Annotated in this window: 18 protein-coding genes; 10 read left to right on the forward strand and 8 right to left on the reverse strand. The window is 72.4% G+C overall.

Annotated features, from left to right (window positions below; all coding sequences use genetic code 11):
• Positions 1–213 precede the first annotated feature (213 nt).
• Positions 214–1,629 (reverse strand): chromosomal replication initiator protein DnaA, encoded by a 1,416-nt coding sequence (gene dnaA, locus AAG589_RS18825; RefSeq protein ID WP_430568825.1) that lies wholly within the window; start codon positions 1,627–1,629, stop codon positions 214–216.
• A 418-nt stretch (positions 1,630–2,047) separates the two neighbouring features.
• Between dnaA and rpmH the strand changes: the two genes are divergently transcribed.
• The 8 genes from rpmH (at position 2,048) to AAG589_RS18865 (ending at position 7,996) form a co-directional block, all read left to right on the forward strand.
• Complete coding sequence (gene rpmH, locus AAG589_RS18830) at positions 2,048–2,185, forward strand: 50S ribosomal protein L34 (RefSeq protein ID WP_013840089.1); 138 nt, start codon at positions 2,048–2,050, stop codon at positions 2,183–2,185.
• 3 nt (positions 2,186–2,188) lie between these two features.
• Complete coding sequence (gene rnpA, locus AAG589_RS18835; RefSeq protein WP_430568826.1) at positions 2,189–2,578, forward strand: ribonuclease P protein component; 390 nt, start codon at positions 2,189–2,191, stop codon at positions 2,576–2,578.
• The gene (yidD, locus tag AAG589_RS18840) at positions 2,575–2,898 is read left to right on the forward strand and encodes a membrane protein insertion efficiency factor YidD (RefSeq protein ID WP_430568827.1); all 324 of its coding nucleotides are present in this window, start codon (positions 2,575–2,577) and stop codon (positions 2,896–2,898) included. Before rnpA ends, yidD begins: the two co-directional genes overlap by 4 nt.
• Positions 2,899–2,955: 57 nt before the next feature.
• Positions 2,956–3,888, forward strand: coding sequence for a membrane protein insertase YidC (gene yidC, locus AAG589_RS18845; RefSeq protein ID WP_430568828.1), 933 nt, complete (start codon positions 2,956–2,958; stop codon positions 3,886–3,888).
• A 23-nt stretch (positions 3,889–3,911) separates the two neighbouring features.
• Positions 3,912–4,442 carry a Jag family protein gene (locus AAG589_RS18850; RefSeq protein ID WP_430568829.1) on the forward strand — a complete coding sequence of 177 codons (531 nt, stop codon included), beginning with the start codon at positions 3,912–3,914 and terminating at the stop codon, positions 4,440–4,442.
• Positions 4,443–4,516: 74 nt separating this feature from the next.
• Positions 4,517–5,185 (forward strand): 16S rRNA (guanine(527)-N(7))-methyltransferase RsmG, encoded by a 669-nt coding sequence (rsmG, locus tag AAG589_RS18855; RefSeq protein WP_430568830.1) that lies wholly within the window; start codon positions 4,517–4,519, stop codon positions 5,183–5,185.
• 176 nt (positions 5,186–5,361) lie between these two features.
• Positions 5,362–6,429, forward strand: coding sequence for a ParA family protein (locus AAG589_RS18860; protein WP_446719767.1), 1,068 nt, complete (start codon positions 5,362–5,364; stop codon positions 6,427–6,429).
• A 166-nt stretch (positions 6,430–6,595) separates the two neighbouring features.
• Complete coding sequence (locus AAG589_RS18865; protein ID WP_430568831.1) at positions 6,596–7,996, forward strand: ParB/RepB/Spo0J family partition protein; 1,401 nt, start codon at positions 6,596–6,598, stop codon at positions 7,994–7,996.
• 1,787 nt (positions 7,997–9,783) lie between these two features.
• Here the strand turns inward: AAG589_RS18865 and trxA are convergent.
• From trxA to AAG589_RS18895, 6 genes are all read right to left on the reverse strand, one after another.
• Positions 9,784–10,116 (reverse strand): thioredoxin, encoded by a 333-nt coding sequence (gene trxA / locus AAG589_RS18870; RefSeq protein ID WP_430568832.1) that lies wholly within the window; start codon positions 10,114–10,116, stop codon positions 9,784–9,786.
• Between the two features lie 31 nt (positions 10,117–10,147).
• Complete coding sequence (trxB, locus tag AAG589_RS18875; RefSeq protein ID WP_430568833.1) at positions 10,148–11,197, reverse strand: thioredoxin-disulfide reductase; 1,050 nt, start codon at positions 11,195–11,197, stop codon at positions 10,148–10,150.
• A gap of 107 nt (positions 11,198–11,304) precedes the next feature.
• Complete coding sequence (locus AAG589_RS18880; RefSeq protein WP_430568834.1) at positions 11,305–13,251, reverse strand: hypothetical protein; 1,947 nt, start codon at positions 13,249–13,251, stop codon at positions 11,305–11,307.
• Positions 13,252–13,399: 148 nt separating this feature from the next.
• Positions 13,400–15,265 carry a murein biosynthesis integral membrane protein MurJ gene (gene murJ / locus AAG589_RS18885; protein ID WP_430568835.1) on the reverse strand — a complete coding sequence of 622 codons (1,866 nt, stop codon included), beginning with the start codon at positions 15,263–15,265 and terminating at the stop codon, positions 13,400–13,402.
• On the reverse strand, positions 15,262–17,652 hold the full coding sequence (locus AAG589_RS18890; protein WP_430568836.1) for a DUF6049 family protein: 2,391 nt from the start codon (positions 17,650–17,652) through the stop codon (positions 15,262–15,264). Before AAG589_RS18890 ends, murJ begins: the two co-directional genes overlap by 4 nt.
• A gap of 10 nt (positions 17,653–17,662) precedes the next feature.
• Complete coding sequence (locus AAG589_RS18895) at positions 17,663–18,313, reverse strand: NUDIX hydrolase (RefSeq protein ID WP_430568837.1); 651 nt, start codon at positions 18,311–18,313, stop codon at positions 17,663–17,665.
• 83 nt (positions 18,314–18,396) lie between these two features.
• On the opposite strand from AAG589_RS18895, the gene AAG589_RS18900 reads away from it, so the two are divergent.
• Both AAG589_RS18900 and AAG589_RS18905 read left to right on the forward strand, forming a co-directional pair.
• The gene (locus AAG589_RS18900) at positions 18,397–19,884 is read left to right on the forward strand and encodes a CCA tRNA nucleotidyltransferase (protein WP_430568838.1); all 1,488 of its coding nucleotides are present in this window, start codon (positions 18,397–18,399) and stop codon (positions 19,882–19,884) included.
• Positions 19,885–19,978: 94 nt separating this feature from the next.
• Complete coding sequence (locus AAG589_RS18905; RefSeq protein WP_430568839.1) at positions 19,979–21,313, forward strand: MFS transporter; 1,335 nt, start codon at positions 19,979–19,981, stop codon at positions 21,311–21,313.
• A gap of 55 nt (positions 21,314–21,368) precedes the next feature.
• On the opposite strand, the gene AAG589_RS18910 is transcribed toward AAG589_RS18905, so the two are convergent.
• On the reverse strand, positions 21,369–22,940 hold the full coding sequence (locus tag AAG589_RS18910; RefSeq protein WP_430568840.1) for an MDR family MFS transporter: 1,572 nt from the start codon (positions 22,938–22,940) through the stop codon (positions 21,369–21,371).
• Between the last annotated feature and the right edge of the window lie 156 nt (positions 22,941–23,096).

Consider the following 23,096-nt stretch of genomic DNA (forward strand, 5'->3'; position numbering starts at 1 on the left):
AGTTTTTCCACAGGTGTGAATCTCACGGTGGGGGCAACAGGGCGAGTTGTCCACGATGTCCCTCCACAGGTCTGGGGACAGGGTGGGCCGAACCGCCCGAATCCGGGCGTGCGCCTGTGGGTAGACGTGTGGAGAGACGCCGACGGGCCCGGATCCACACCCCTGTGGAGGGCGTGGTCGGGCCCGTGGGACGGGGCGACGGGGGCGGAGGAGTCAGCCCCGGTGCTGCTGCTTGATGCGGCTCGTGAGCTCGGTCACCTGGTTGTACGTGGAGCGCCGCTCCGCCATCTGGCCCGCGATCTTCTTGTTCGCGTGCATCACGGTGGTGTGGTCGCGGCCGCCGAACTGCTGGCCGATCTTCGGCAGCGACAGGTCCGTGAGCTCGCGGCACAGATACATGGCGATCTGCCGCGCGGTCACCAGCACGCGCGAGCGGGAGGAACCGCACAGGTCGTCGATCGTGAGCCCGAAGTACGCCGCCGTCTGCGCGATCACCATCGACGGGGTGATCTCCTGCGTGTCGTCGTCGGTGATGAGGTCCTTGAGGACGATCTCCGCGAGGGCCAGGTCCACCTGCTGGCGGTTGAGGTTGGCGAACGCGGTGACGCGGATGAGCGCGCCCTCCAGCTCACGGATGTTGGTGGAGATCCGCGACCCGATGTAGCTGAGCACCTCGGCCGGGACGTCGAGCCGCTCGCTCGCCGCCTTCTTGCGCAGGATGGCGATGCGGGTCTCGAGGTCCGGCGGCTGGACGTCGGTGATGAGGCCCCACTCGAAGCGGGACCGGAGGCGGTCCTCGAAGCCGTTGAGCTGCTTGGGCGGGACGTCGGACGTGATCACGACCTGCTTGTCGGCGTTGTGCAGCGCGTTGAAGGTGTGGAAGAACTCCTCCATCGTCTGTTCCTTGCCCTGCAGGAACTGGATGTCGTCGATGAGGAGGACGTCGACGTCGCGGTACCGGCGCTGGAACGCCCCAGCGCGCCCCTCGCCGATGCTGTTGATGAAGTCGTTGGTGAACTCCTCGGAGTTCACGTACCGCACGCGCACGTGGGGATAGAGGTTGTGCGCGTAGTGGCCGATGGCGTGGAGCAGGTGTGTCTTGCCGAGCCCGGAGTCCCCGTAGATGAAGAGCGGGTTGTAGGCCTTCGCGGGCGCCTCGGCGACGGCGACCGCGGCCGCGTGGGCGAAGCGGTTGGACGACCCGATGACGAAGGTCTCGAAGATGTACTTCGGGTTGAGCCGGGTCGGCTCGGCCGGCTGCTTGGGGCTCGGGGGGAGCGGCGCCGCCTCCGGCTCGTCGGGGACGCCCGGCTCCGGGGGAGCGGTGTAGTCCTGCGACGGGCCCGTGAGCGTGTCGCTGCTGAGCTCCGGGTCCACGGTGATGCCGAAGCGGATGTCGCGGCCGAGCGTGGAGGCCATCGCCGAGACGAGCTGGTCGCGCACGCTGGTCTCGAGGTAGGCGCGGGTCTGCTCGTGGGGCACGGCGATGAAGACCGTGTCCTCGAGGATCGCCATGGGCTTGGCGAGCTTGATGAACGCGAGCTGCCGGGCCGTCATGTCCGGCCGTGCCTCGAGCGTGGCGAGCGTGTGTGCCCAGACGTCGGTGATGTTCTCGTCCGGCTGGGCCACGGGCGTCGTCCTTCGGGTCGTTCGGGATGGGCAGCTGTTGGTCAACGAGGTCGCGAGTCTGCCATGCCGGACCTTCTTCCACAGCGTTGTCCACATGCTGTGGAACCTGTGGACAACCCTGTGGGCGATGACCGTACCGGGCGGCTGGCGCGACGTCGCGCCGAGGTGCGTGAGGTCCTCCACATCGTAGCCACCGTCGGCGTCACGTCACCCCCGGGCGGGTTTGACCTGAGAGGGCTCCACGGCGTAACGTCGGACAGCCGTTCCAGGTCCTTTCGCGCGCCCTTATGCGGGCTGCCGGTCCTCGGGTCGGCCCGGTCGGTGCTTCCACGTCTCGTGCGTGAGGTCCGACCTGCGACAAGACCTGCATCGTCGAGGAACTGACGGTGTACCTCCCCGACGTTTCTTGGAGTACCTCGTGAGCAAGCGGACCTTCCAGCCGAACAACCGCCGTCGTGCCAAGACCCACGGCTTCCGGCTGCGCATGCGCACCCGTGCCGGCCGCGCCATCCTGGCGAACCGTCGGCGCAAGGGTCGCGCCGAGCTCTCTGCCTGACGGATGCTGCCCGCGGCGCACCGACTGCGCCGTTCCGTCGACTTCGAACGGACGGTGCGCCGCGGCACGCGTGCAGGTCGATCGACCGTGGTGGTCCATCTCCTCGTCGAGCCCGACGTCGCCCCTGAGGCCCACGTCGCCGGCGCCGCGGGGGACGAGCCGCCACAGGTCGGTCTTGTCGTATCCAAGGCCGTGGGGAACGCCGTGCACCGCAACCAGGTGAAGCGTCGTCTGCGGCACATCGCCGCGGCACATCTCTCCTCCGTCCCGGCTGGCGCGCGCCTCGTGGTGCGCGCCCTGCCGGCGTCGAGCAGCGCCTCCTACGGCCAGCTCGACCGCGACCTCGTGAGCAGCCTGGAGCGCGCCGTCTCACGCACCCGGAGGGCCTCGTGACCGCGTCGACGCTCGGCCACGGACGCGAAACCCTGCGCAACCTGCCGGCGGCGGTGCTGATCGGCGTGCTGCGCGTCTACCAGTCGGTCATCTCCCCGCTCACCGGGCCCACCTGCAAGTACTACCCCTCGTGCTCGCAGTACGCGATCATCGCGATCCGCACGCACGGCACGTTGCGGGGAACCGGTCTCGCTCTGTGGCGCATCCTGCGATGCAACCCCTGGAGCCTCGGCGGCGTCGACGACGTACCGCCTGCTCGTGCGAAGCACGCCGACACCGACGTCGACGCGCACGAGCACCGCGGCGCAGCTCGCCACTGACCATCCCGGACCGCGCCGCCGGGGACGCAGACTTTCCGACAGAGGAGACATATCGGGATGGACACCATCCTCTACCCCATCGAGTGGGTCGTGGCCTGGATCATGTACGGGGCCCACGCCGTCTTCACGACACTGGGCATGCAGGACGGACCGGGCTGGGCGTGGGTCTTCTCGATCGTCGCCCTCACGGTCGTCATCCGTATCGCCCTGATCCCGCTGTTCTTCAAGCAGATCAAGGCGTCGCGCGGGATGCAGATGATGCAGCCCGAGCTGCAGGCCGTGCAGAAGAAGTACAAGGGCAAGACGGACCCGGCGTCGCGCGAGGCCATGGGCCGCGAGACGATGGAGCTGTACCGCAAGCACGGCACCAACCCCATGGCGTCCTGCCTGCCGATCCTGCTGCAGTCGCCGATCTTCTTCGCCCTGTTCCGGGTGCTCAACCACCTGTCGGCGATCGCGCAGGGGGACTACCGCACGATCGGCCCGATCGACCAGCGTGTCGCCGCGGACATCGAGCACTCGCAGCTGTTCGGCGCTCAGCTCTCCGACGTCTTCCGCACCACGGACTCGACGACGTCGCGCATCGTCGTCATCTGCCTCATCGTGCTGATGAGCGCCACCATGTTCTTCACGCAGCGTCAGCTGACCATGAAGAACATGCCGAAGGCCGCCCTCGAGGGGCCGATGGCGAGCACGCAGAAGATGATGCTCTACATCCTTCCGGTGATCTTCCTGATCTCGGGCATCAACTTCCCCGTGGGTGTGCTGATCTACTGGGTCATCTCGAACCTCTGGTCGATGGGCCAGCAGTTCTACACGATCAAGCGGATGCCCGCCCCGGGCTCCGAGGCGGAGCGCCTCCTGAAGGAGAAGCAGGCTCGCAAGGCAGCGGCGAAGGGTGCCATCGAGGCGACCCCCGAGCCCGAGCCGGAGCAGCCCCGCGGGCAGCGTCAGCAGCCCAAGCGCAAGAACCGCCAGAAGCGCCGCTGAGCAGCGAGAGGAATCGAACACCGATGACGACGGACACGCCGGTGGAGCAGGGGCCCGACCGTACGAAGCGCCTCGAGGAGGAAGGCGAGATCGCGGCGGACTACCTCGAGGAGCTCCTCGACATCGCGGACCTCGACGGAGACATCGACCTGGACATCCAGCACGACCGGGCGGCCGTGGAGATCGTGGCGGACGAGGACGGGGACCTTTCGTCGCTCGTCGGGCGCGACGGCGAGGTGCTGGAGGCGCTGCAGGAGCTCACCCGCCTCGCCGTGCAGGCACGCACGGGTGAGCGCAGCCGCCTCATGCTGGACATCGCCGGCTTCCGTGCCGCCCGCCGGGAGGAGCTCACCGCGCTGGCTGAGGACGCGATCCGTCAGGTGCGCGAGTCCGGCGAGGAGGTCGAGCTCGACCCGCTCAACGCCTTCGAGCGCAAGGTCGTGCACGACGCTGTCGCAGCCGCGGGCCTGGTCAGTGACTCCCGGGGCGTGGAGCCGTCGCGATACGTGGTGGTGCAGCCGAGCGTGGAGCAGGGCGGCGCGTCCGAGGCCTGAGTGACGTCATGAGAGCCCGTTGTTTCACGTGAAACGACGGGCTCTCGTCATGAGTGGGAGTACGAGGAGAGATCGTGAGCGACGAGACACAGGCGCAGGCCGACCAGGGTGACGCGGACGCAGTGCTCGGGCAGAGTGCGGCCGTGCGCGCGTACTTCGGGGCGCAGTACGACGCGGTGGCGCGGTACGCCGCGAGCCTGCGCGCGGAGGGCGAGCTGCGTGGGCTGATCGGGCCGCGCGAGGTCGCTCGCCTGTGGGAGCGGCACATCCTCAACTCGGCTGCCGTCACTCCGTACCTCGGCCAGGCAGGTTCGATCGCGGACATCGGTTCGGGTGCCGGCCTGCCAGGGCTCGTGCTCGCGATCCAGCGCCCCGATGTCGAGGTCCATCTCATCGAACCGATGGAGCGGCGCACGGCGTGGCTCCAGGAATGCGTTGAGGACCTTGGCCTGCAGAACGTGCAGGTCAAGCGCGGACGTGCGGAGGAGTACCACGGCGCGTTCGAGGTTGACGTGGTGACGTCCCGCGCGGTGGCGGCGCTGAGCAAGCTCGCGAGGATGAGCCTGCCGCTCGTGCGCCGGGGAGGCGCGATGGTGGTGCTGAAGGGTCGCAACGTGGAGCGGGAGATCGATCCCGCGCGCAAGGTGCTTCGTTCCTTCAAGACCGCCGAGCCGGAGATCCTCGAGGGCAGCACGGTCGAGAACGTCGAGCCCACGACGATCTTGCGAGTCCGCCGGCCCTGACCGACGCAGTCCTGGCGACCTGTCGGACCGCCTCCTCTTCCGCGTGTCCACAGGTCGGAGTTTTGCCCCGGCACGATGCCGGCGAGGCCGTAGAGTGAGCGCGGAGCACCGGGCCGCGGCGTCGTACGTGCCGTACCCGGTGGTGCAGTCCCTGTGACGAACCGGAGGAGTGGCACGTGAGCACGAGTACGGAGCACGTCGACGACGTCCCGCAGAACGATGGGACCGCGACGGGTGATCCGCACGTTTCACGTGAAACAGCGCCTTCCCTGGCTTGGGCCCCGGGAGGTCTTCCCCCCGCGATCGACGGACACCGGGCTGCTCTGGTGGCCTCCGTTCCTGAGGCTGACGAGACGACGCCGCTCGCGGCGCAACTGGCCATCGACGCGCGCCGGCGTATCGAGCTGCAGGGTCGACAGTTTCCGCGACCCTCGCGGACCAGGATCATCACGGTGGCGAACCAGAAGGGCGGGGTCGGTAAGACGACGACCACGGTCAACATCGCGGCCGGACTGGCGCAGTCCGGGCTGAAGGTGCTGGTCATCGACAACGACCCGCAGGGGAACGCCTCGACCGCGCTGGGGCTCGAGCATCGTGCGGGGACTCCGTCGATCTACGAAGTGCTGGTGGAGGACGAGCCGCTCGAGAAGACGGTGCAGGAGTGCCCGTCCGTCCCGGGTCTCTATGGTGTGCCGGCGACCATCGACCTCTCCGGTGCTGAGATCGAGCTCGTGTCGCTCGTTTCACGTGAAACACGGCTGCGCCGTGCGCTCGACGCCTACCTCGCCGGCCGTGAGGAGCGGGGCGAGGAGCGCATCGACTACGTGCTCGTCGACTGCCCGCCGAGTCTCGGACTGCTCACCGTGAACGCATTCGTGGTCGGTCGCGAAGTCCTGATCCCGATCCAGTGCGAGTACTACGCGCTCGAGGGATTGAGCCAGCTCCTCAAGACGATCGAGCTGATCAAGGCGCACCTGAACCCCGAGCTCCGGGTCTCGACCATCCTGCTGACGATGTACGACGGCCGGACGAATCTTGCCCAGCAGGTTGCCGCCGAAGTCCGCGAGCACTTCCCCGACCAGACTCTGCGGACGACCGTGCCGCGCTCGGTGCGCATCTCCGAGGCGCCCAGCCACGCGCAGACGGTCATGACGTATGACCCCGGGTCGACGGGCTCGCTGGCGTACCTGGAGGCCGCTCGGGAGCTCGCCGAGCGCGCGCCGCAGCGCGCTGACCTGGGATGACGGCGGTGCGGGCGCCACGGTGGGGACAAGGGTGTCACACGATCGTGGGGCGCATCGACGCGTCCGCGAGCCAGGACCACAAGGATGCCCCGATGTCTCGGGGGCAGGGCAGGATGCCCATGACGATCAGGGAAGCGCGGAGCCAGATGGTTCAGGAGGCTGGAGCATGAGTCAGAAGAAGCGTGGTCTGGGTCGCGGGCTCGGCGCGCTGATCCCGTCCGGGCCCGAGGGGGATCGTCCGGTCGACGTCTTCTTTCCCGCGGGGGAGGGGCGCGATTCCTCCGAGAGCGGTTCGGCACTCGCGACGGTCGCTGTGGACCGTCGTCCCGGCGAGGCTACGGACGAGCAGGGTCGCACCTCGCGCCGCTCGGCCTCGTGGGACTCTGCGATCGCAGGTGGTCGCCTGAGCATTCGGACCGGTGGAGATGCGCCGGCCAAAGATGCGACGGCGAACAGCGCGGCCTCTGCGTCGCCTGCCCCGAGCGAGACGCCCGAGACCACTGCGGATGCGGGTGGCGCGCAGGTGGACGTGGCCGAGCGGGTCGGCGCCGACGGGCTCTCGCTGGGTTTGATCACCAGCATCGAGGTGCCGGAGCTGGTCGAGGACACAAGCTCGTCGTCGGACCAGGACGATCTCGCGGGGGCCTCGAAGGCTGCCGTGTCGGAGTCGACGGAGTCGTCGGACGTGGGGGACGGTGAAGATGCGCCCGTTTCACGTGAAACAGACCTGAGGCCGGTGCCGGGGGCGCGGTTCGCCGAGATCCCCGTGGAGTCGATCCGTCCGAACACCTGGCAGCCGCGTACCGTCTTCGACGAGGGGGAGCTCGACGAGCTGGTGGCGTCCATCAGCGAGATCGGTGTGCTGCAGCCGATCGTGGTGCGCCCGGACGCCTCTGACCAGGAGCGATATGAGCTCATCATGGGAGAGCGGCGGTGGCGCGCGAGCCAGGCTGCCGGCCTCGAGCTCATCCCGGCGATCGTCCGCGAGACGGACGACAGCGACATGCTGCGCGACGCCCTCCTGGAAAACCTGCACCGTGCGGCCCTGAATCCGCTCGAGGAAGCCGCCGCCTATCGCCAACTGCTCGACGACTTCGGCTGCACACACGAGGAGCTGGCTACCCGCATCGCGAGGTCGCGCCCGCAGATCTCGAACACGCTGCGCCTCCTGAAGCTGCCGCCGCTGGTCCAGCGCCGCGTCGCTGCGGGCGTTCTCTCGGCAGGCCACGCTCGTGCATTGTTGTCTCTGAGTGACGGCGCGGAGATCGAGCGGCTCGCCCAGCGCATCGTGTCCGAGGGCCTCTCGGTACGCGCTACGGAGGAGGTCGTCACGCTGCTGACCAGCGGCGACACCGACAAGCCGAACCGCAGGGCCCCGCGTGCCGGACAGAGGAGCGAGGCCATGGACGAGCTCGCGACGCGGCTCGCGGATCGCTTCGAGACCCGCGTCAAGGTGAACATCGGGAAGACCAAGGGGCGCCTCACCGTGGAGTTCGCCTCTGTCGAGGACCTGAACCGGATCCTGGGCGTCATGGCGCCTGAGGATCCGGGTCTCCTCCGTTCCTGATCTCACCCGGAACGAGCACCGGTGGCGGGCGTCGCACCTTCGGGTGCGGCGCCCGCTTGTTGTCGTGGGGACGGCTGGCTGCCGGCGTCATGCGCTCTTGAGACGGGACGGTGCCGACCCGCCGTGGTCGAGTGCGCGTTGCGGGGCGGTGCGGTGCAGCGATCGTCGTTTCACGTGAAACGACGATCGCGTGTGTGCGCGTCTCGAGCTGGATGCTCGCTCAACGAGGGACGGGCCTCGAGCCTCAGGGGCGCGGTCAGGGGAGGGCGTGCTCGGTGGCCGGTGGCCGATGGCCGTCGGCACGGGCTGAGGCCGCCTTGCTTGGTTGGATCGTGAGCCCCCCTGGCACGCACGCGGGACATGCGCCGAGCTGACACGGTTGTCGCCCGTGCGGCGACGAATCGACGGGTCGCGTCGGCACCGGTGCGGTGACGGCAATGCCGCGGTGGTGGTGGACGAGGCGACGGCATTGATGGTGCGAGGCGGAGCGCGGAGCAGCGCCCGGGGCGGTGGTTGCCGCGGTCGTGCGACGCCGGAGCATTGCCCCGAAGACCTGGTGGGCGCCGCGTTGCGCATCACCTGTGCGCGCGGAAAGGCGAGGGCGACAAAGGCTCGGGCGCCGGCCGTCGCTTTGCACGGAACGTACGGTTCGTCGCGACCATCCCTCGCACCGCGTCCACCGACGCTTCGTATGGGAGGTGGCGGCGCGCCGGGGCACAGCGTGCGGCGTCGCAGGTGGGTGCGCCAGAGCCCAGGGCGCCCGCGCCTGCCGGGAGGGTGCGGACTCGGACCCGAAGCGAAGGTCTCCAATCGAGGCTTGGGGCGGCAACCCATGGCCCGGACGCGGTGACCCTGGGTTCCACGTGAAACATCATCGGAAGGGCACCGGCAGCGCAGGAGAGGACGACGGGCCCTGCACAGTCGCCATGACACGGTCGCGATGACACGGTCTGGAAGTCCGTGGCCCCGGGGAACGGAGCAGCGTCCGCACTGGGCCGGGTGCGGAGCTCGAGTAGCAACGCCACGAAGGACGGATAGCGTGCCTTGAGGTCCGGCGCGCCATGCCTTCCTGGTGGCCAGGGGGAGCGGCGACACAGGTCGGGGCGAAGGGCGGTCTGGATACGGGCCGACCGTGCGGCGGGCGTGGGGCGCGCCTCGATGGTCGCCGCCTCGGCAGGATGCGTCCTTCCACCGGGATGAGCACCGCCCGGCGCCGGCGCGGGTTGCGGTGTGAGGCGTGAGGGAGATCCGCGCGAAGTGGAGATCAGGCCGTCTGTGCAGGTGAGGACGCCGTGGACGTGATGCGGAGGACATCGACCGGCAGCTCCTTCCGACCCCGGGTGAGGAGGTAGGTCGCGCGACACAGTCCGCCCTCGACGGAGGCCGTTCGAGTCGTCAGGTCCGGGCGTGGGCCCTCGTGCCAGGCGGGCACGAGGTACGAGAGTCCGGGTGTCCCGGCACGAGGGGTGGTGTCGTTGGCGTGCGAGGCACTTGGGCGCGGGGACATGACACGTAGGGTCCGTCCGCACACCTCAGGGGCGACGGAAGCAACCGTCCTGTCGTGCCAAACCGAGGGTGGGCGGCTGACGTCCCGACGGTTCGGAGACCATGGGTCCGGCCAGCCGCTCGTGGCGGGGCGGGCCGGCCGCCGGCCGCCGGCGCTCCCGGCGGGGCGGAAACCGACGATGAGGAGGCGCCGAACCGACGTACACCCGCCTCCAGCACCCCAGACATGACGAAGGCCGGTCGCGTTTCACGTGAAACACGACCGGCCTTGCCGGAAGAGATCAGGCGCTCGGCGTGAGGACCGCGTCGATCTCCTCCTGGAGCGCGCGCTTGGGACGCGCTCCGATCACGGACTTGACGAGCTCGCCGCCCGAGAAGACGTTGAGCGTCGGGATCGACGTGATGCCGTAGGCCATCGTCGTGGCCTGGTTCGCGTCGGTGTCGAGCTTCACGATCTTGATCTTGCCCTCGTACTCGTCCGAGAGCTCCTCGAGGATCGGGGCCACCATGCGGCAGGGGCCGCACCAGGTCGCCCAGAAGTCGACGAGGACGGGGACGTCGGACTCGAGAACCTCGGCCTTGAACGTGTCGTCGGTGACGGCGACGGTAGCCATGTGTCGCTCCTTCAGTATGGGTGGGTGGGAGTCAGCCGGCGACGGAGTCGAGCGCGGCAGGAAGCCCGTCAGGGTTGGGCGCCGCCGGGGTGCCGGCGAGGGACTGCTCGCCCTCGGCGTCGGCGACCTCGGTGAGGTAGGCCTGGGCGTCGAGCGCGGCGGAGCACCCGGAGCCGGCGGCGGTGATCGCCTGGCGGTAGGTGTGGTCGACGACGTCGCCGCAGGCGAAGACGCCGGGCAGGTTGGTGCGGGTCGAGCGGCCCTCGACGAGGATGTAGCCCTCGTCGTCCAGGTCGATCTGCCCCTTGACGAGGTCGGTGCGCGGGTCGTGACCGATGGCCACGAACAGCCCGGTGGTGTCGAGCTCGCGCTCGGCGCCGGTGACGGTGTCGCGCAGCGTGATCCCGGTGACCTTGTTCTCGCCCGAGATCCCGGCGACCTCGCTGTTCCAGGCGAACTCGATCTTCGGGTCGGCCTGCGCGCGGTCGGCCATGATCTTCGAGGCGCGCAGCGAGTCGCGACGGTGCACGATCGTCACCTTCGACGCGAAGCGGGTGAGGAAGGTGGCCTCCTCCATCGCTGAGTCGCCGCCGCCGACGACGGCGATGTGCTGGTCGCGGAAGAAGAAGCCGTCGCAGGTGGCGCACCAGGAGACGCCGCGCCCGGAGAGCTGCTTCTCCTCGGGCAGGCCCAGCTCGCGGTAGGCGGAGCCGGTCGCGAGGATCACGGCACGGGCCTTGAACGTCTCGCCGCCGCCGGTGACGACGGTCTTGACGTCGCCGGTGAGCTCGACCTGCTCGGCGTCGTCCCACAGCACGCGGGCGCCGAACTTCTCGGCCTGCTCGCGCATGGCCTCCATGAGGTCCGGGCCCTGGATGCCGGTGGGGAAGCCGGGGAAGTTCTCGACCTCGGTGGTGTTCATGAGCGCGCCGCCCGCGGTGACGGAGCCCGCGATCACGACGGGCGCCAGACCAGCCCGCGCGGCGTAGACCGCTGCGGTGTAGCCGGCCGGGCCCGAGCCCACGATGACGATGTCGTGCACGGTGGCCTCACCGGTGGTGTTGGTCGGCTGATCGGTCACGTTCTCTCCTGCTCGTCTGGTGGTCGTTCGCGTCCTGGGGCGCCATCGCACTCAACACCCCGAGGGGGTGTGGTGTTCCCGGGCGACAGGTCGGCCGCCCGGGAGCGTCACGAGAGGACGATCTCGTTGAGCTCCAGGTAGTTCTTGCCGTTGGTCTGCGGGAGCTCGGTGATCCAGATGACGAAGGAGTCGGCGACCGTCTCCTCCTTGAGCTCGAGCTCGGTCTCCGAGCTGAACGACCCCTCGGCCAGCACCGGGCCGTCCGTCGGCTTGTCCCGCGACGTCGCGCGGATCTCGACGTGACCGCCCTCGGAGTTGGTGTTGAGCGTGATCGAGGTGACCGGCGCTGGCTTCTCGAGCTCGATGACGTAGCCGAGGCCGGACCGCAGCCCGGCGAAGTCGGGGGTCTTGAAGTACATCGTGTACCAGAACGTCGACGGGTCGCCGTCGTAGGCCAGGTCCACGGCCTCGGGGTGCTGGCCGTCGCCCTCGGGGTCGAGCTGGTCGCCCGACTCGATGACGGGTCGCACCTCGGGGGTCTCGGACGGTGTGCTGGACTCCTCGTCCGAGGGCTCCTCGGCCGCCGCACCGCCACCGCCACCCTCCTCCTGCTGGGTGGCGGCAGGGCTCGCGCCCGCCGTCGGGTCGGAGGGTGACATCACCTTCGAGACGGCCCAGAGGGCGCCCGCGAGCACGAGGACGACGACGAGACCGAGCACGATCGGCGTGGGGTTCACGCCGCGGCGCTTGGGTGCCGGGGACGAGGCGAAGCCTCCGGTGTCGGTGCGCGGCTCGCCGCCGCCGGGCGGCGGGGGCACCGGAGCGTGGGCGGTCTGCTGCGCCGTCGCGGCGGACTGGGGTGCGGGATACGGCTGCGCGCCGTAGCCGGCCGCGGGTGCCCCGGCCTGGGGGGCGGCGGGCGTGGGCTGCTGGACCGGGGCCATGGCCGCCGTCGCCTGGGCGGGCGGCACGGGAGCCTGGGCCGAGGTGGACGCGGCGACGGGCGGGATCGCCTGCGTGGCCTGCTGGGGCGCGGCTCCGGCCGCACCCGCGGCGGCTCCGGCCGCCGCACCGGCGGCACCGCCGACCACCGCGGAACGGGCGATGCGCCCGCTGGCGGGCCGGCGGACCGGCGGGGCCGGAGGCGGCGTGCCAGGAAGGGCGGTGCCAGCCCCGACGGTGCCCATGACGGAGGAGCGCACGGGCGGCTCCGTCGACGGCTGCACGAACTGGGGGAGCGATGCGACGACCGAGACCTCGCCCCAGGGCGCGAGCGCGGCGACGACGTCACCGGGCGCGGTGGGCGCGTCCGGAGAGTCCGAGCCGAAGGTCCGTCGCACGAGGGCGTCGAGCTCAGGGTCGACGTGCGGCACGAGCGTGGAGACCGGGACGACGCCGTTCGCGTCGCGCTGCGCGGGCAGCGGGCGCACGGCGTCGGGCGCGATCCACGGCTCGTCGAGCGAGTCGCCCGGCCAGCGGGCGGTGAGCGCGTAGTAGGCGAGGGCGACGAGGTCGCGCGCGTCGGCCGCGGCCGCGCCCGAGCCCGTGATGTTCTCCCGACCGCCGTCGACCCCGGCGAGCGCGGCGTCGATGCCGAGGCCGGTGACGACGACGCGGTGCCCGTCGACGCGCACCGCCTCGGGCCGCAGCGCCAGGTGGTGGACGCCGCGCTGCCCCGCGGACTCGAGCGCGGCGGCGGCCTCGCCGACGACGGCGCGGGCCTGCTGGGCGTCGACCAGTCCGCCCGAGACGACCTCGGTCAGCGACGAGCCGCGGTACGGCTCCGAGATGATGTAGCTGCGCTGGCCCGCACCGAGGTCGGTGCTGCCGACGTCGAGCACGCGGGAGAGCCGCGGGTCGGCGACGAGCGCGGCTCGGCGCGCCGCGTCGAGCGCGGCGGACGCGTACGGGCCGTCGACGAACGTGACCCGCACGGGGCGGTCCAGGATCTGGTCGTGCGCCTCCCACGCCTCGGCTGCGGCGAGGTCGGTGGCTGCGAGCTGCACGAGCCGATAGCGATCGACCATGACGGTCCCGGGATGGGCGGTGCTCACCTGTGCTCCTCGGTGGGGGTGCGGGGGGAGAGTGTCCTCCGGTCCATCGGACCATGGTACGGGCGGGCCGGCGGACGCGAGGCCGTGCCCTGCGGGCGCGCCCGCAGGGCCCTCACGGAACCCTCGCGAGCCGGGCACGCGACCGTCGTCATCGCTTGAGCCGCCGGAGGACGGGGGCCAGCGCGTCGTCGAGCTCGCGCACGTGCAGGACCTTCAGCGCGAGCACGTAGCCGACGACCATGACGATCCCCGCGACGGCCGTGACCAGCAGGGAGTGCCCCCACGAGGTGACGTCGTAGCCGTCGAGGAGGCGGATCGTCAGCCACCCGAGCAGGCCCGCGACCAGCGCGCCGATCAGCGCGCGGACGTACAGCCGCAGCACGCGCCGGCCGTCCATGCCGTGCAGCTTGCGACGCATGCCGCGCACGCGCAGGAGCAGCGAGATCCACGTGGACAGGGCGTACGCGCCGCCGGCGGCGACGGCCCACCAGGCGACGGGCAGCACGCTGACGCCGATCCACAGGACGACGACCATCGACACGGTGGCGATCACCTGGATGCCGAAGATGCTGCGCCCGTCCTCGAACGCGAAGTACATGCGGCGGACCAGCACCGTGGCGCCGAGCGCCACCAGGCCGAGCGCCATCGCCTGCACGATCGGCGCGAGCGCGGCGACCTGCCCCGCGCTCAGGGTCGGCAGGAGCGTGTCGGTGAGCGGGACGGCCAGGACGATCAGGGCGATCGCCGAGAAGACGGAGAAGACACCGGCAGAGCGCATGCCCAGGGACATGTCGGCGCGCACGGCGTCGAGGTTGCCCGCGTGGACGGCGGCCGTCATCCGTGGGAAGAGCACGGTGACGATGGAGACCACCACCAGCGAGTGGGGCAGCAGGTAGATCGTCATCGCCTGCGTGTAGGCAGCGTTGCCGGCCACGACGTCCCCCGCGCGGATGGCGGTCTGGGCGCCCGCCCCCAGCACGTTGCTCAGGTAGAGGATGCCGAGCTGCTCCAGCACGACGGAGCCGATGGTCCACCCGACGACGGTGCCCGCCGAGCGCAGGCCGATACCGTGCAGCCCCAGCCGGAAGCGCCAGCGGAAGCCGGAGCGACGCAGCGCCCCGACGAGCACGAGCGCCTGGGCGGCGATGCCGAGGGTCGCGGTCCCGGCGAGCAGCGCCGTCTGTGCCGAGGACCAGGTGGCCAGGTCGGTGATGCCGTCGTGCGGCGCGCTGCCCCACACGAGCAGGAAGGCACCGAAACCGACCAGCGACACGACGTTGTTGGCGACGGGCGCCAGCCCGTACGCGCCGAACTTGCCCTGGGCGTTGAGCACCTGGCCCAAGAGCATGTAGAGCCCGTAGAAGAAGACCTGGGGGATGCACCAGTACGCGAAGACCGTCGCCAGGTGCCTGGCCTCGGGGGTCCACTGGTCGCTGGTCGTGTAGAGCCAGACGATCAGGGGCGCCGCGACCACCAGCAGCGCAGTGAGCAGCAGCAGCCCGAGGCCCGTCAGGCTGAGCAGCTTGTCGAGCCGCTCGCGCGCGTTGCGCGCGTTCATCGCCCGCAGGATCTGCGGGATGAGCACGGCCTGCAGCACCCCGGCGGAGATGAGCGCGAACAGCATGTTCGGCAGCTTGTTCGCGATGTCGAAGGCGTCCGCGACGGTGCCGACGGCCCCGACGCAGGCGACGAGCAGCATCGACCGGATCAGCCCGGAGGCCCGGGACGCGACGGTGCCCAGCGTCATCACCACGGAGCCGCGGCCGAGGCTGGTGCGTCGTACGGCGTCGGCGCCACCTCCGGTGCCGTCGCCCGCGCCGCCCTCGCCCGCGCTGCCGTCACCAGCGTCGTTGCCGGCGGCGGCCCGATCGGCGGGACCCGTGTGGTCGGCGCCGGCACCGCTCACCGGGTACCAGCCCGCGCCGGGAGCGCCGGGCGTCGACGGGTCGGCCGCGTCGCCCTCGCCGGGCAGGTCGGGCCGGCCGTCGTCGGGGAACGCGGACGTCGAGGTCATGAGGGGTCGGTCTCCGTGGCCTGGGCTGGGGATGTACGGGCGGCGGGAGTGCTGCCGCCGCCCGGGTCGGGCGTGTCGTCGTCGTGCGGGTCGCGCTGCGGGCGGTCGGGGGGCGGGTCGCCCGGGTCCTCGGGTGCGGGGCCGTCGGCAGCGGCGTCGGGCCCCTGCGGGTCCGCGGCGGCGGCCGCGACGCCCTCGCCGGTGGTCCGCGCCGACGAACGCCCCCGCCGCACGGTACGCCAGATCCCGCCGAGGAAGAGGAGGGCGACCAACGCGGCGACCACGGCGGTGCCGGCGGTCTCCCAGCCGGCGCGGACGCGGAGGGAGAAGCTCGTCGGGCCGGCGACGACCGTGCCGCTCGGCGCGAGCACCTCCACCTGCAGTCCGACGTCGCCGGACCCGATGGCGCGCACGGGGACGTGCACGTTCGAGGAGGTGCCGGCGGGCACGACGACGGTGGGCCGCGACTCCACGACCAGCCGCGAGGCGTCGGGGCGCAGCACGACGGTGACGGTGGCGTCCACGGGCAGCTCGTTGGACACGGTGACGGGCAGCTTGCCGGTGTCGCTGACGAGGGTGACGTTGGAGCGGTCCGCGACGCTGATGCCCTGCTGCAGCGTGTCGGACCGCTCGACGGCGAGGTCGACGGCGCGGTCGCGGGCGTCGGGCTCGGTGCGTGCGGCGACCGACAGCGGGGCGACGAGCGCCTGGTCGGCGTCGCCGCTCAGCTCCACGGGGTCGCTCGCCACGGTCGAGAACGCGGCGAGGTCCCGGTGGGAGTCGAGGAGCCGGCGGACGGAGGACCGCGCGAGCTCGCCCTTGGACCGACCGGCCCGCTCGCCCCGTGCGGGGTCGTCGCGGGGCACGCGGGAGGCGGGGGCGGCGACGGTCTCCGAGAGCGGGACGACGTCGGCCCACGACGCGTCGTGGAGGGCCCCCAGCACCGTGCCGACCAGGGACGGGTCGGGTGACCAGCCCCGGGGCAGCGTGGCGAGCACGTGCAGGTCCTGCTGGCCGGACTCCTGCTGCTGGAGGGCGATGAGCGCCGCGTCCGCGAGCACGCGCGTGGACGCCTCGGCGGCCGACGGGGCGTCGTCGTCGTCGGTGAGGGCGGCGAAGTCGGACGAGAGGCCGGCGTCGGCGACCAGCGCGGGCACCTTGCCCGACGGCGTGTCGACGGCGGTGCGGGCGGAGGCGGCGGCGCCGTCGCTGGGCGCGAGGCCGTCGGCCACGACCACCTGGTCGACGGAGGCCTCGCGGCCGGCGGCGAGCGTCGCGGCGTCCGGCCGGCCCTCAGGCCACGCGACGGTGAGGTCCCAGCCCTCGGGCCGCTGCCAGGCCGAGCCGAGGGCGGCCTCCCCGCCGGTCGCCGCGGCGACGTCGGCGCGGGACGGTTCCGCGTGCGCGACCGCGGCGAGGTCGGGGTCGTAGCCGGGGAGGACGGCGACGTCGGCGGGCTCGCCGGTGGCCGTGGTGCCCGAGGTGCTGGTGCTGCTCGCGGTGTCGGTGCCCGTCGCGTCGCCGTCGTCCCCGGCCGCGGGAGCCCCGGTGAGCCGGGTGGCCCACGCCCGGGAGTCGTCGTCGTCCGTGCCGGCGGCCGCGGTGACGAGCGCCGGGTCGACGGCGAGCGACATGCCGGGGGAGGAGCCGGTGACGGCGGCCGCGTCGAGCAGGCGCGACAGGCGTCCGTCGGCGGCGGTGGCCGTGGCGAGCTCCAGGTCGTAGCCGTCCGGGTCGAGCGGGTCGACGGCGGGGCCGGTGACGGGGGCGGCCACGCTCACCGAGACCGGGTCGGGCGCGTCGCCCTCGGGCGCGAACAGCAGGAAGGTGTGCACGACGTCGAGCGTGGAGCCGCCCCGGGTCAGCGCGACGGACATCTCGCGGGGCCCCCAGGGGTTCTCCGCGCTGAGCCCGAGGGCGTCGACGTCGAGCCTGATCGTCACCTGCGCGGAGTCGCCGGGGGCGAGCCGGTCGACGGGCTCGTGCTCCTGGGACCGTCCTGCGGTGCTGGTGCCGTCGTCCTCGGCCCAGGCCGACAGGTCCTCGCGCGAGGTGAGGGGGCGCCACGAGACCCCGAGGTCGAGCGCGGCGCCGTCCAGCGGTCGGTCGGTGCCGTTGGTGACCCGGGCCTCGAGGGTCACGGTGGACCCGGGGGTGGCGAGCGTGGGGGTGGAGCTCACGAGCTCCACCGTCGCCTCGCCGTCCCGGGCGGCCGGCGCGAGGCCGGGCGACGAGGGGGCCGCCGACGCCGCCGGGCCGGGCAGCGCGACCAGCGCCCCCGTGACCAGCAGGACGGCGAGCAGCAGCAGCGCGGCGAGCCGGCGGGCCGGGCGGGCGGGCGTCGGCGCGGGTGCGGCGACGGCACCCGAGGGTCGGGACGTGGTCACGCGGCGGGCCTCACTCGACGGCTCCGAGGCCGGGGTGGCCGAGCACCTCGGGCGTGCGGCGCAGCACCTGCTGGGCGACGACCGCCAGCCGCTGCTCGTTCGGGTAGGAGAGGCGGTCCGTCAGCCGGTCGACCGGCACCCACAGGGCGTCCTCGGCCTCGCCGTCCGGGTCGCCCTCGGCCGTGATGACGCCGCCCTCCGCGCGCAGGAGGTAGTGGTGCACCACCTTGTGCACGCGGTGGTCCTCGCCGCTGAACCAGTAGTCGATGACGCCCAGGCGCGTGCGGATCGTGCCGAGGATGCCCGTCTCCTCGCGGATCTCGCGGACGGCCGCCTGCTCCGGCGTCTCCTCGCCCTCGAGGTGGCCCTTGGGCAGGCACCACTCGAGGCGCCCGCCGCGGTTGCGCCGCACGATGACGGCCGCCTCCGGGCCGCCCGTCGTGACCTGCACGACGAGCCCGCCCGCCGACGTCTCCTCGTGGACGGGCAGGTGCGTCGTCGTGCCCGACGGCGCGACGCCGACCACGGCCGGCGTCGTCGTGCCGCGCGGGCCGGCGAGGCGCGCGGGGTCGACCTTGAGCGGGTGTCCTCCCGGTGGCACGGGAACCGGCGCGGCCGGGCGCCGGCGCCGCGGGCCGGGAACCGGGGCCGGGGATGACATGCGCCCCACCCTACCGAGTGGGAGGGCGGCCCTCGCCCAGCCGCCGGGGCGCCCGGCCGCCGGATCTGGGAGGATAGGACGCCGTGTCGACCCCTGAACCCCCGGCCCCCGCCGCGCTGCTGCGCCGCGCCCTCGCCGTCCTGACCGAGATGGCTCCCGCGGCCGTCGAGCTGGGCGACGTGTTCCGCGCCGCGGGGCACGAGCTCGCGCTCGTCGGCGGCCCCGTCCGCGACGCCTTCCTCGGCCGCACCAGCAACGACCTGGACTTCGCGACGTCGGCCTCGCCGGACGAGACGCAGGCCCTGCTGGCCCGCTGGGGCGACGCCCACTGGGACATCGGGAAGGAGTTCGGCACCATCGGCGCGCGGCGGTTCGCGCGCACCGGCGGGTCCGGCCCGGCGTCGGGCGACGTCGTCGTCGAGGTCACCACCTACCGCAGCGACGAGTACGACCCCGCCTCCCGCAAGCCCGTGGTGGCGTTCGGGGACACGCTCGACGGCGACCTGTCGCGGCGCGACTTCACGGTGAACGCGATGGCGGTGCGGCTGCCCGACCTCACGTTCGTCGACCCGTTCGACGGGCTCAGCGACCTGGCCCGCGGCGTGCTGCGCACCCCGATCGCGCCGGAGCGGTCGTTCGACGACGACCCGCTCCGCATGATGCGGGCCGCCCGGTTCGCCGGCCAGCTCGGGTTCGCCGTCGATCCCGCGACCCGGCAGGCGATCGTCGACATGGCCGCCCGGATCGGGATCGTGTCGGCCGAGCGGGTGCAGGCGGAGATCTCCAAGCTGCTGCTCAGCGACCGCCCGCGCGCCGGGCTCGAGGTGCTGGTCGACACGGGCCTGGCCGACCACGTCCTCCCCGAGCTGCCCGCGCTGCGGCTGGAGATCGACGAGCACCACCGGCACAAGGACGTCTACCAGCACTCGCTCACCGTGCTGGAGCAGGCGATCGCGCAGGAGACCGGCCCGGACGGCCCGGTGCCCGCGCCCGACCTCGTGCTGCGGCTCGCCTCCCTGCTGCACGACGTCGGCAAGCCGGCCACCCGCCGCTTCGAGCCCGGGGGCGGCGTGAGCTTCCACCACCACGAGGTGGTCGGCGCCAAGCTGGTGGCCAAGCGCCTGCGCGCGCTGAAGTACGAGAAGCAGGTGGTCAAGGACGTCGCCCGCCTCGTGGAGCTGCACCTGCGCTTCCACGGCTACGGCGAGGGGCAGTGGACGGACTCCGCCGTGCGCCGGTACGTCACCGACGCGGGCCCGCTGCTCGAGCGCCTGCACCGGCTCACGCGCGCCGACTCCACGACGCGGAACAAGCGGAAGGCGCAGCGGCTCGCCGACTCGTACACGGACCTGGAGCAGCGGATCGCGGCCCTGCGCGAGCAGGAGGAGATCGACGCGATCCGCCCGGACCTGGACGGCACGCAGATCATGGCGATCCTCGGTATCGCGCCGGGGCCCGCCGTCGGGCAGGCGTACAAGCACCTGCTCGCGCTGCGGATGGAGCACGGCCCGCTCGGCGCGGAGCGCGCGGAGCAGGAGCTCCGTGCCTGGTGGGCCGACCGCCAGGGCTGAGCGACCCTCCCGCGCCGGCGGCCGACGGGTCTATCCTCACGCTTGCGCGCGGGCCCGACGGCGAGCCCCTCGGCGCGACGAGCGGAGGCTGGGCATGAGCGGGTCCGGTGGTGCGTCCGGTGCGTCCGGCGGCATGGTCGACGGCGTGATCGGTGCGGGCGGCGACGAGGCGCGCGACCGCCGCGCGCGTCTCGTGGTGACGGCGTTCTACCTGGTGCAGGGCATGTGCTTCGCGGGCCTGCTCGCGCAGGTGCCGACGCTGCAGCACGACCTCGGCATCTCGGACGGCACGCTGACGCTGATCCTGCTGCTGGTGCCGATCGTGGCCGGCGTCGGCAGCGTGCTCGCTGGAGCCCTGGCGCCGCGGGTGGGCAGCGCCCGCCTGCTGCACGTCTGCGGGCCGCTCGTCGCGGTCGCCGTGCTGGGAGCCGGCCTGGCGCCGACCGTCACGATCCTCTACCCCGTCGTCGCGGGCGTGGGCCTGCTGCTCGGCCTGGTCGACGCGAGCATGAACATGCAGGGCGTCGAGGTGGAGCAGCGGTACGGGCGGAGCCTGCTCAACTCCTTCCACGGGGCGTGGAGCGTGGGCGGCATCCTCGGGTCGCTGGCGGCGGTGCTGGCCCACTCGCTGGGCTGGTCGCTCGCGGCCGGGCTGGGGCTCGTCGCCGCGGTGGGCGTCGCCGTGGACCTCGTCGCGACGGCGGCGGCCGGCGGCGGCGCGCCACGGCCCGCCGTGCGCGAGGCCGTGCCGGGCCTGGTGTCGTCGGAGGCCGCACTGCGCGCGGTGCACGGGGTGCCGGAGCCGGTGGGACCGGGAGGTCGGGACCGGGCCGCGGCTGCGCCGTCGCGCGCGGCCCGCCCGCCGTGGGGGCCGCTGATCCTGGTAGGCCTGGCCGTGACGATCGTGTACGTCGCGGACTCGGCGACGTCGAACTGGTCCACCAAGTACATCCAGGACGCCCTGGGTGCGGCGGCGAACGTCGCGCCGCTGGGGCTCGCCGCCTACCTCGGCTGCCAGCTCGTCGGCCGCCTCCTGGCGGACCGACAGGTCAACCGGTTCGGGCCCGTGGCGCCCGTGGCCGTCGGCGGGGTCGTGGGGGCCGCGGGTCTCGCGGCCGTGACGCTCGCCCCCGGGCCGTGGGTCGCCGTCGTCGGCTTCGGGCTGACCGGGCTCGGCCTGAGCGTCGTGGTGCCGCTGTCGTTCTCGGTGGCGGGCAAGCTCGACCCCGAGGGGACGGGGGTCGCCGTCGCGCGCGTCAACCTCTTCAACTACGTCGGGTTCGTCGTGGGCGCGGGCCTGATCGGCGCCGTCGCCGAGGTGCTGAGCCTGCGGCTGGCGTTCGCCGTCCCCGCGATGCTCGCGCTGGGCGTGATCGTGCTGGCGCCGGCCTTCAAGGTCGCGGCGCGGGAGCCGAGCACCGTCGGTTGAGCCTGTCGACACCACGCGACCGGGTTTCGACAGGCTCAACCAGCGCTACGGCGGGTCAGTGCGCCGCCGGCACGCCCTGTCCCTCGGGCGAGTCGGGCACGCGCCGCAGCAGGAGCGACAGCCCCACCGCGACGAGCATGATCGCCGCGCCCCAGACGAACGCGTCGCCGACGCCCTCGGCCAGGGCGACCTGCGCCGTCGCCCCGTCCTCCAGGAGAGCGACGGAGCGCGTCGTCATGACCGCGACGAACATCGCGGTGCCGGCGGCGCCGGCGAGCTGCTGCACCGTGCCGATCGCGGCCGACCCGTGCGAGTACAGGTGCGGCGTGAGCGACGACAGCGCCGAGGTGAACAGCGGCGTGAACATGAACGCCAGGCCGAGGCTGAGGGTCACGTGCAGCGCCAGGATGTACCAGGGCGACGAGTCCGCGTGCACCTGGGTGAACAGGGCCAGGGCGATAGTCACGACGACCAGGCCGGGCGTGACCAGCGGCCGGGGGCCGACCCTGTCGTACAGGCGGCCGACCGTCGGGCCGAGGAGACCCATGAGGAGCCCGCCCGGCAGCACGACGAGGCCGGTGGCCAGCGGCTCGAGGCCCATCGCGTCCTGCAGGAACAGCGGCAGCAGGATCAGCGACCCGAACATGGCGAGCATGCCGACGGCCATGATCGTGAGGCCGACCGAGAAGCCGCGGAACCGGAACACCGACAGGTCGAGCAGCGCGCGGTCGTCGCGGGCCAGGCGGAGCTGGCGCCAGGCGAACAGGCCGAGCACGACGAGGCCGACGACGATCGGGATCCACGGCGCGACCGGCGGCGCGTGCCGGGCCGCCTCGCCGATGCTGGACAGGCCGTACACCAGGCCGCCGAACGCGACGGCCGCCAGGAACAGCGACAGCGGGTCGAGTCGAGAATGTGTACGGTCGGCCACGTCCCGGACGTACAAGAAGCCCATGACCAGGGCGAGGAGCGCGATCGGCAGCACGATGCCGAAGACCCAGCGCCAGCTCAGCGCGTCGAGGATGATGCCCGAGATGGCCGGGCCGAGCGCCGGCGCGGCCGCCATGACGATGGAGATGTTGCCCATCACCTTGCCGCGGATCGCCGGCGGCACCACGGTCATGATCGTCGTCATGAGCAGCGGCATCATGATCGCCGTGCCGGAGGCCTGCACGATGCGACCGCCCAGCAGCCAGCCGAAGCCGGGGGAGAGCGCCGCGAGCAGGGTCCCCGCGCTGAACAGCGACATGGCGAGCAGGTAGGCGCCGCGCGTGCCGAGGCGCTGCAGCAGGAACCCGGTCGCCGGGATGATCACCGACATCGTCAGCATGAACGCGGTGGTGAGCCACTGCCCGGTGCTCGCGGTGATGCCGAGGTCGGTCATGAGCGGAGCCAGGGCCACGCTCATCGTCGTCTCGTTGAGGATGACGACGAACGCCGAGCCCAGCAGCAGCGCGATGACGGTGAACTGCTGGCGTGTCAGGCGCTGGGGCACGGCCTCGTCGATGACGATGCCGTGGCTCGCCGCGGTCGTGCCCTCGTCGGTGGTGGCGGGGGTGGTCAGGGTGGCCTCCGGGGTCTGCGCGTCGGGTGGGACGGTGGTGTCGGTGTGTCGAGGGGCTGGCACGCTGTGCTCCGCTCGCGTCGTGCCGGGGAACCCGGCGGAGGGCAGGGGAGGGCCGACGCCGGTGGGCGCGGCACGTCGTCGTGGTCGGTCGTGGTGCCGGGGGCCGGTCACCCCGGTGCGAACTTCACGGTCGCCGGACGGGCGAGACCGTACTGT

Origin of the sequence: Isoptericola sp. F-RaC21 (genome assembly GCF_038593535.1) — a bacterium.
Lineage (GTDB): Bacteria > Actinomycetota > Actinomycetes > Actinomycetales > Cellulomonadaceae > Isoptericola.

Bases quoted from the DNA above. Each gene is read 5' to 3' on its own strand.
- rnpA (WP_430568826.1), top strand. From the start codon at position 2,189: ATGCTGCCCGCGGCGCACCGACTGCGCCGTTCCGTCGACTTCGAACGG.
- yidC (WP_430568828.1), top strand. From the start codon at position 2,956: ATGGACACCATCCTCTACCCCATCGAGTGGGTCGTGGCCTGGATCATG.
- AAG589_RS18850 (WP_430568829.1), top strand. From the start codon at position 3,912: ATGACGACGGACACGCCGGTGGAGCAGGGGCCCGACCGTACGAAGCGC.
- AAG589_RS18865 (WP_430568831.1), top strand. From the start codon at position 6,596: ATGAGTCAGAAGAAGCGTGGTCTGGGTCGCGGGCTCGGCGCGCTGATC.
- trxA (WP_430568832.1), bottom strand. From the start codon at position 10,116: ATGGCTACCGTCGCCGTCACCGACGACACGTTCAAGGCCGAGGTTCTC.
- murJ (WP_430568835.1), bottom strand. From the start codon at position 15,265: ATGACCTCGACGTCCGCGTTCCCCGACGACGGCCGGCCCGACCTGCCC.
- AAG589_RS18895 (WP_430568837.1), bottom strand. From the start codon at position 18,313: ATGTCATCCCCGGCCCCGGTTCCCGGCCCGCGGCGCCGGCGCCCGGCC.
- AAG589_RS18905 (WP_430568839.1), top strand. From the start codon at position 19,979: ATGAGCGGGTCCGGTGGTGCGTCCGGTGCGTCCGGCGGCATGGTCGAC.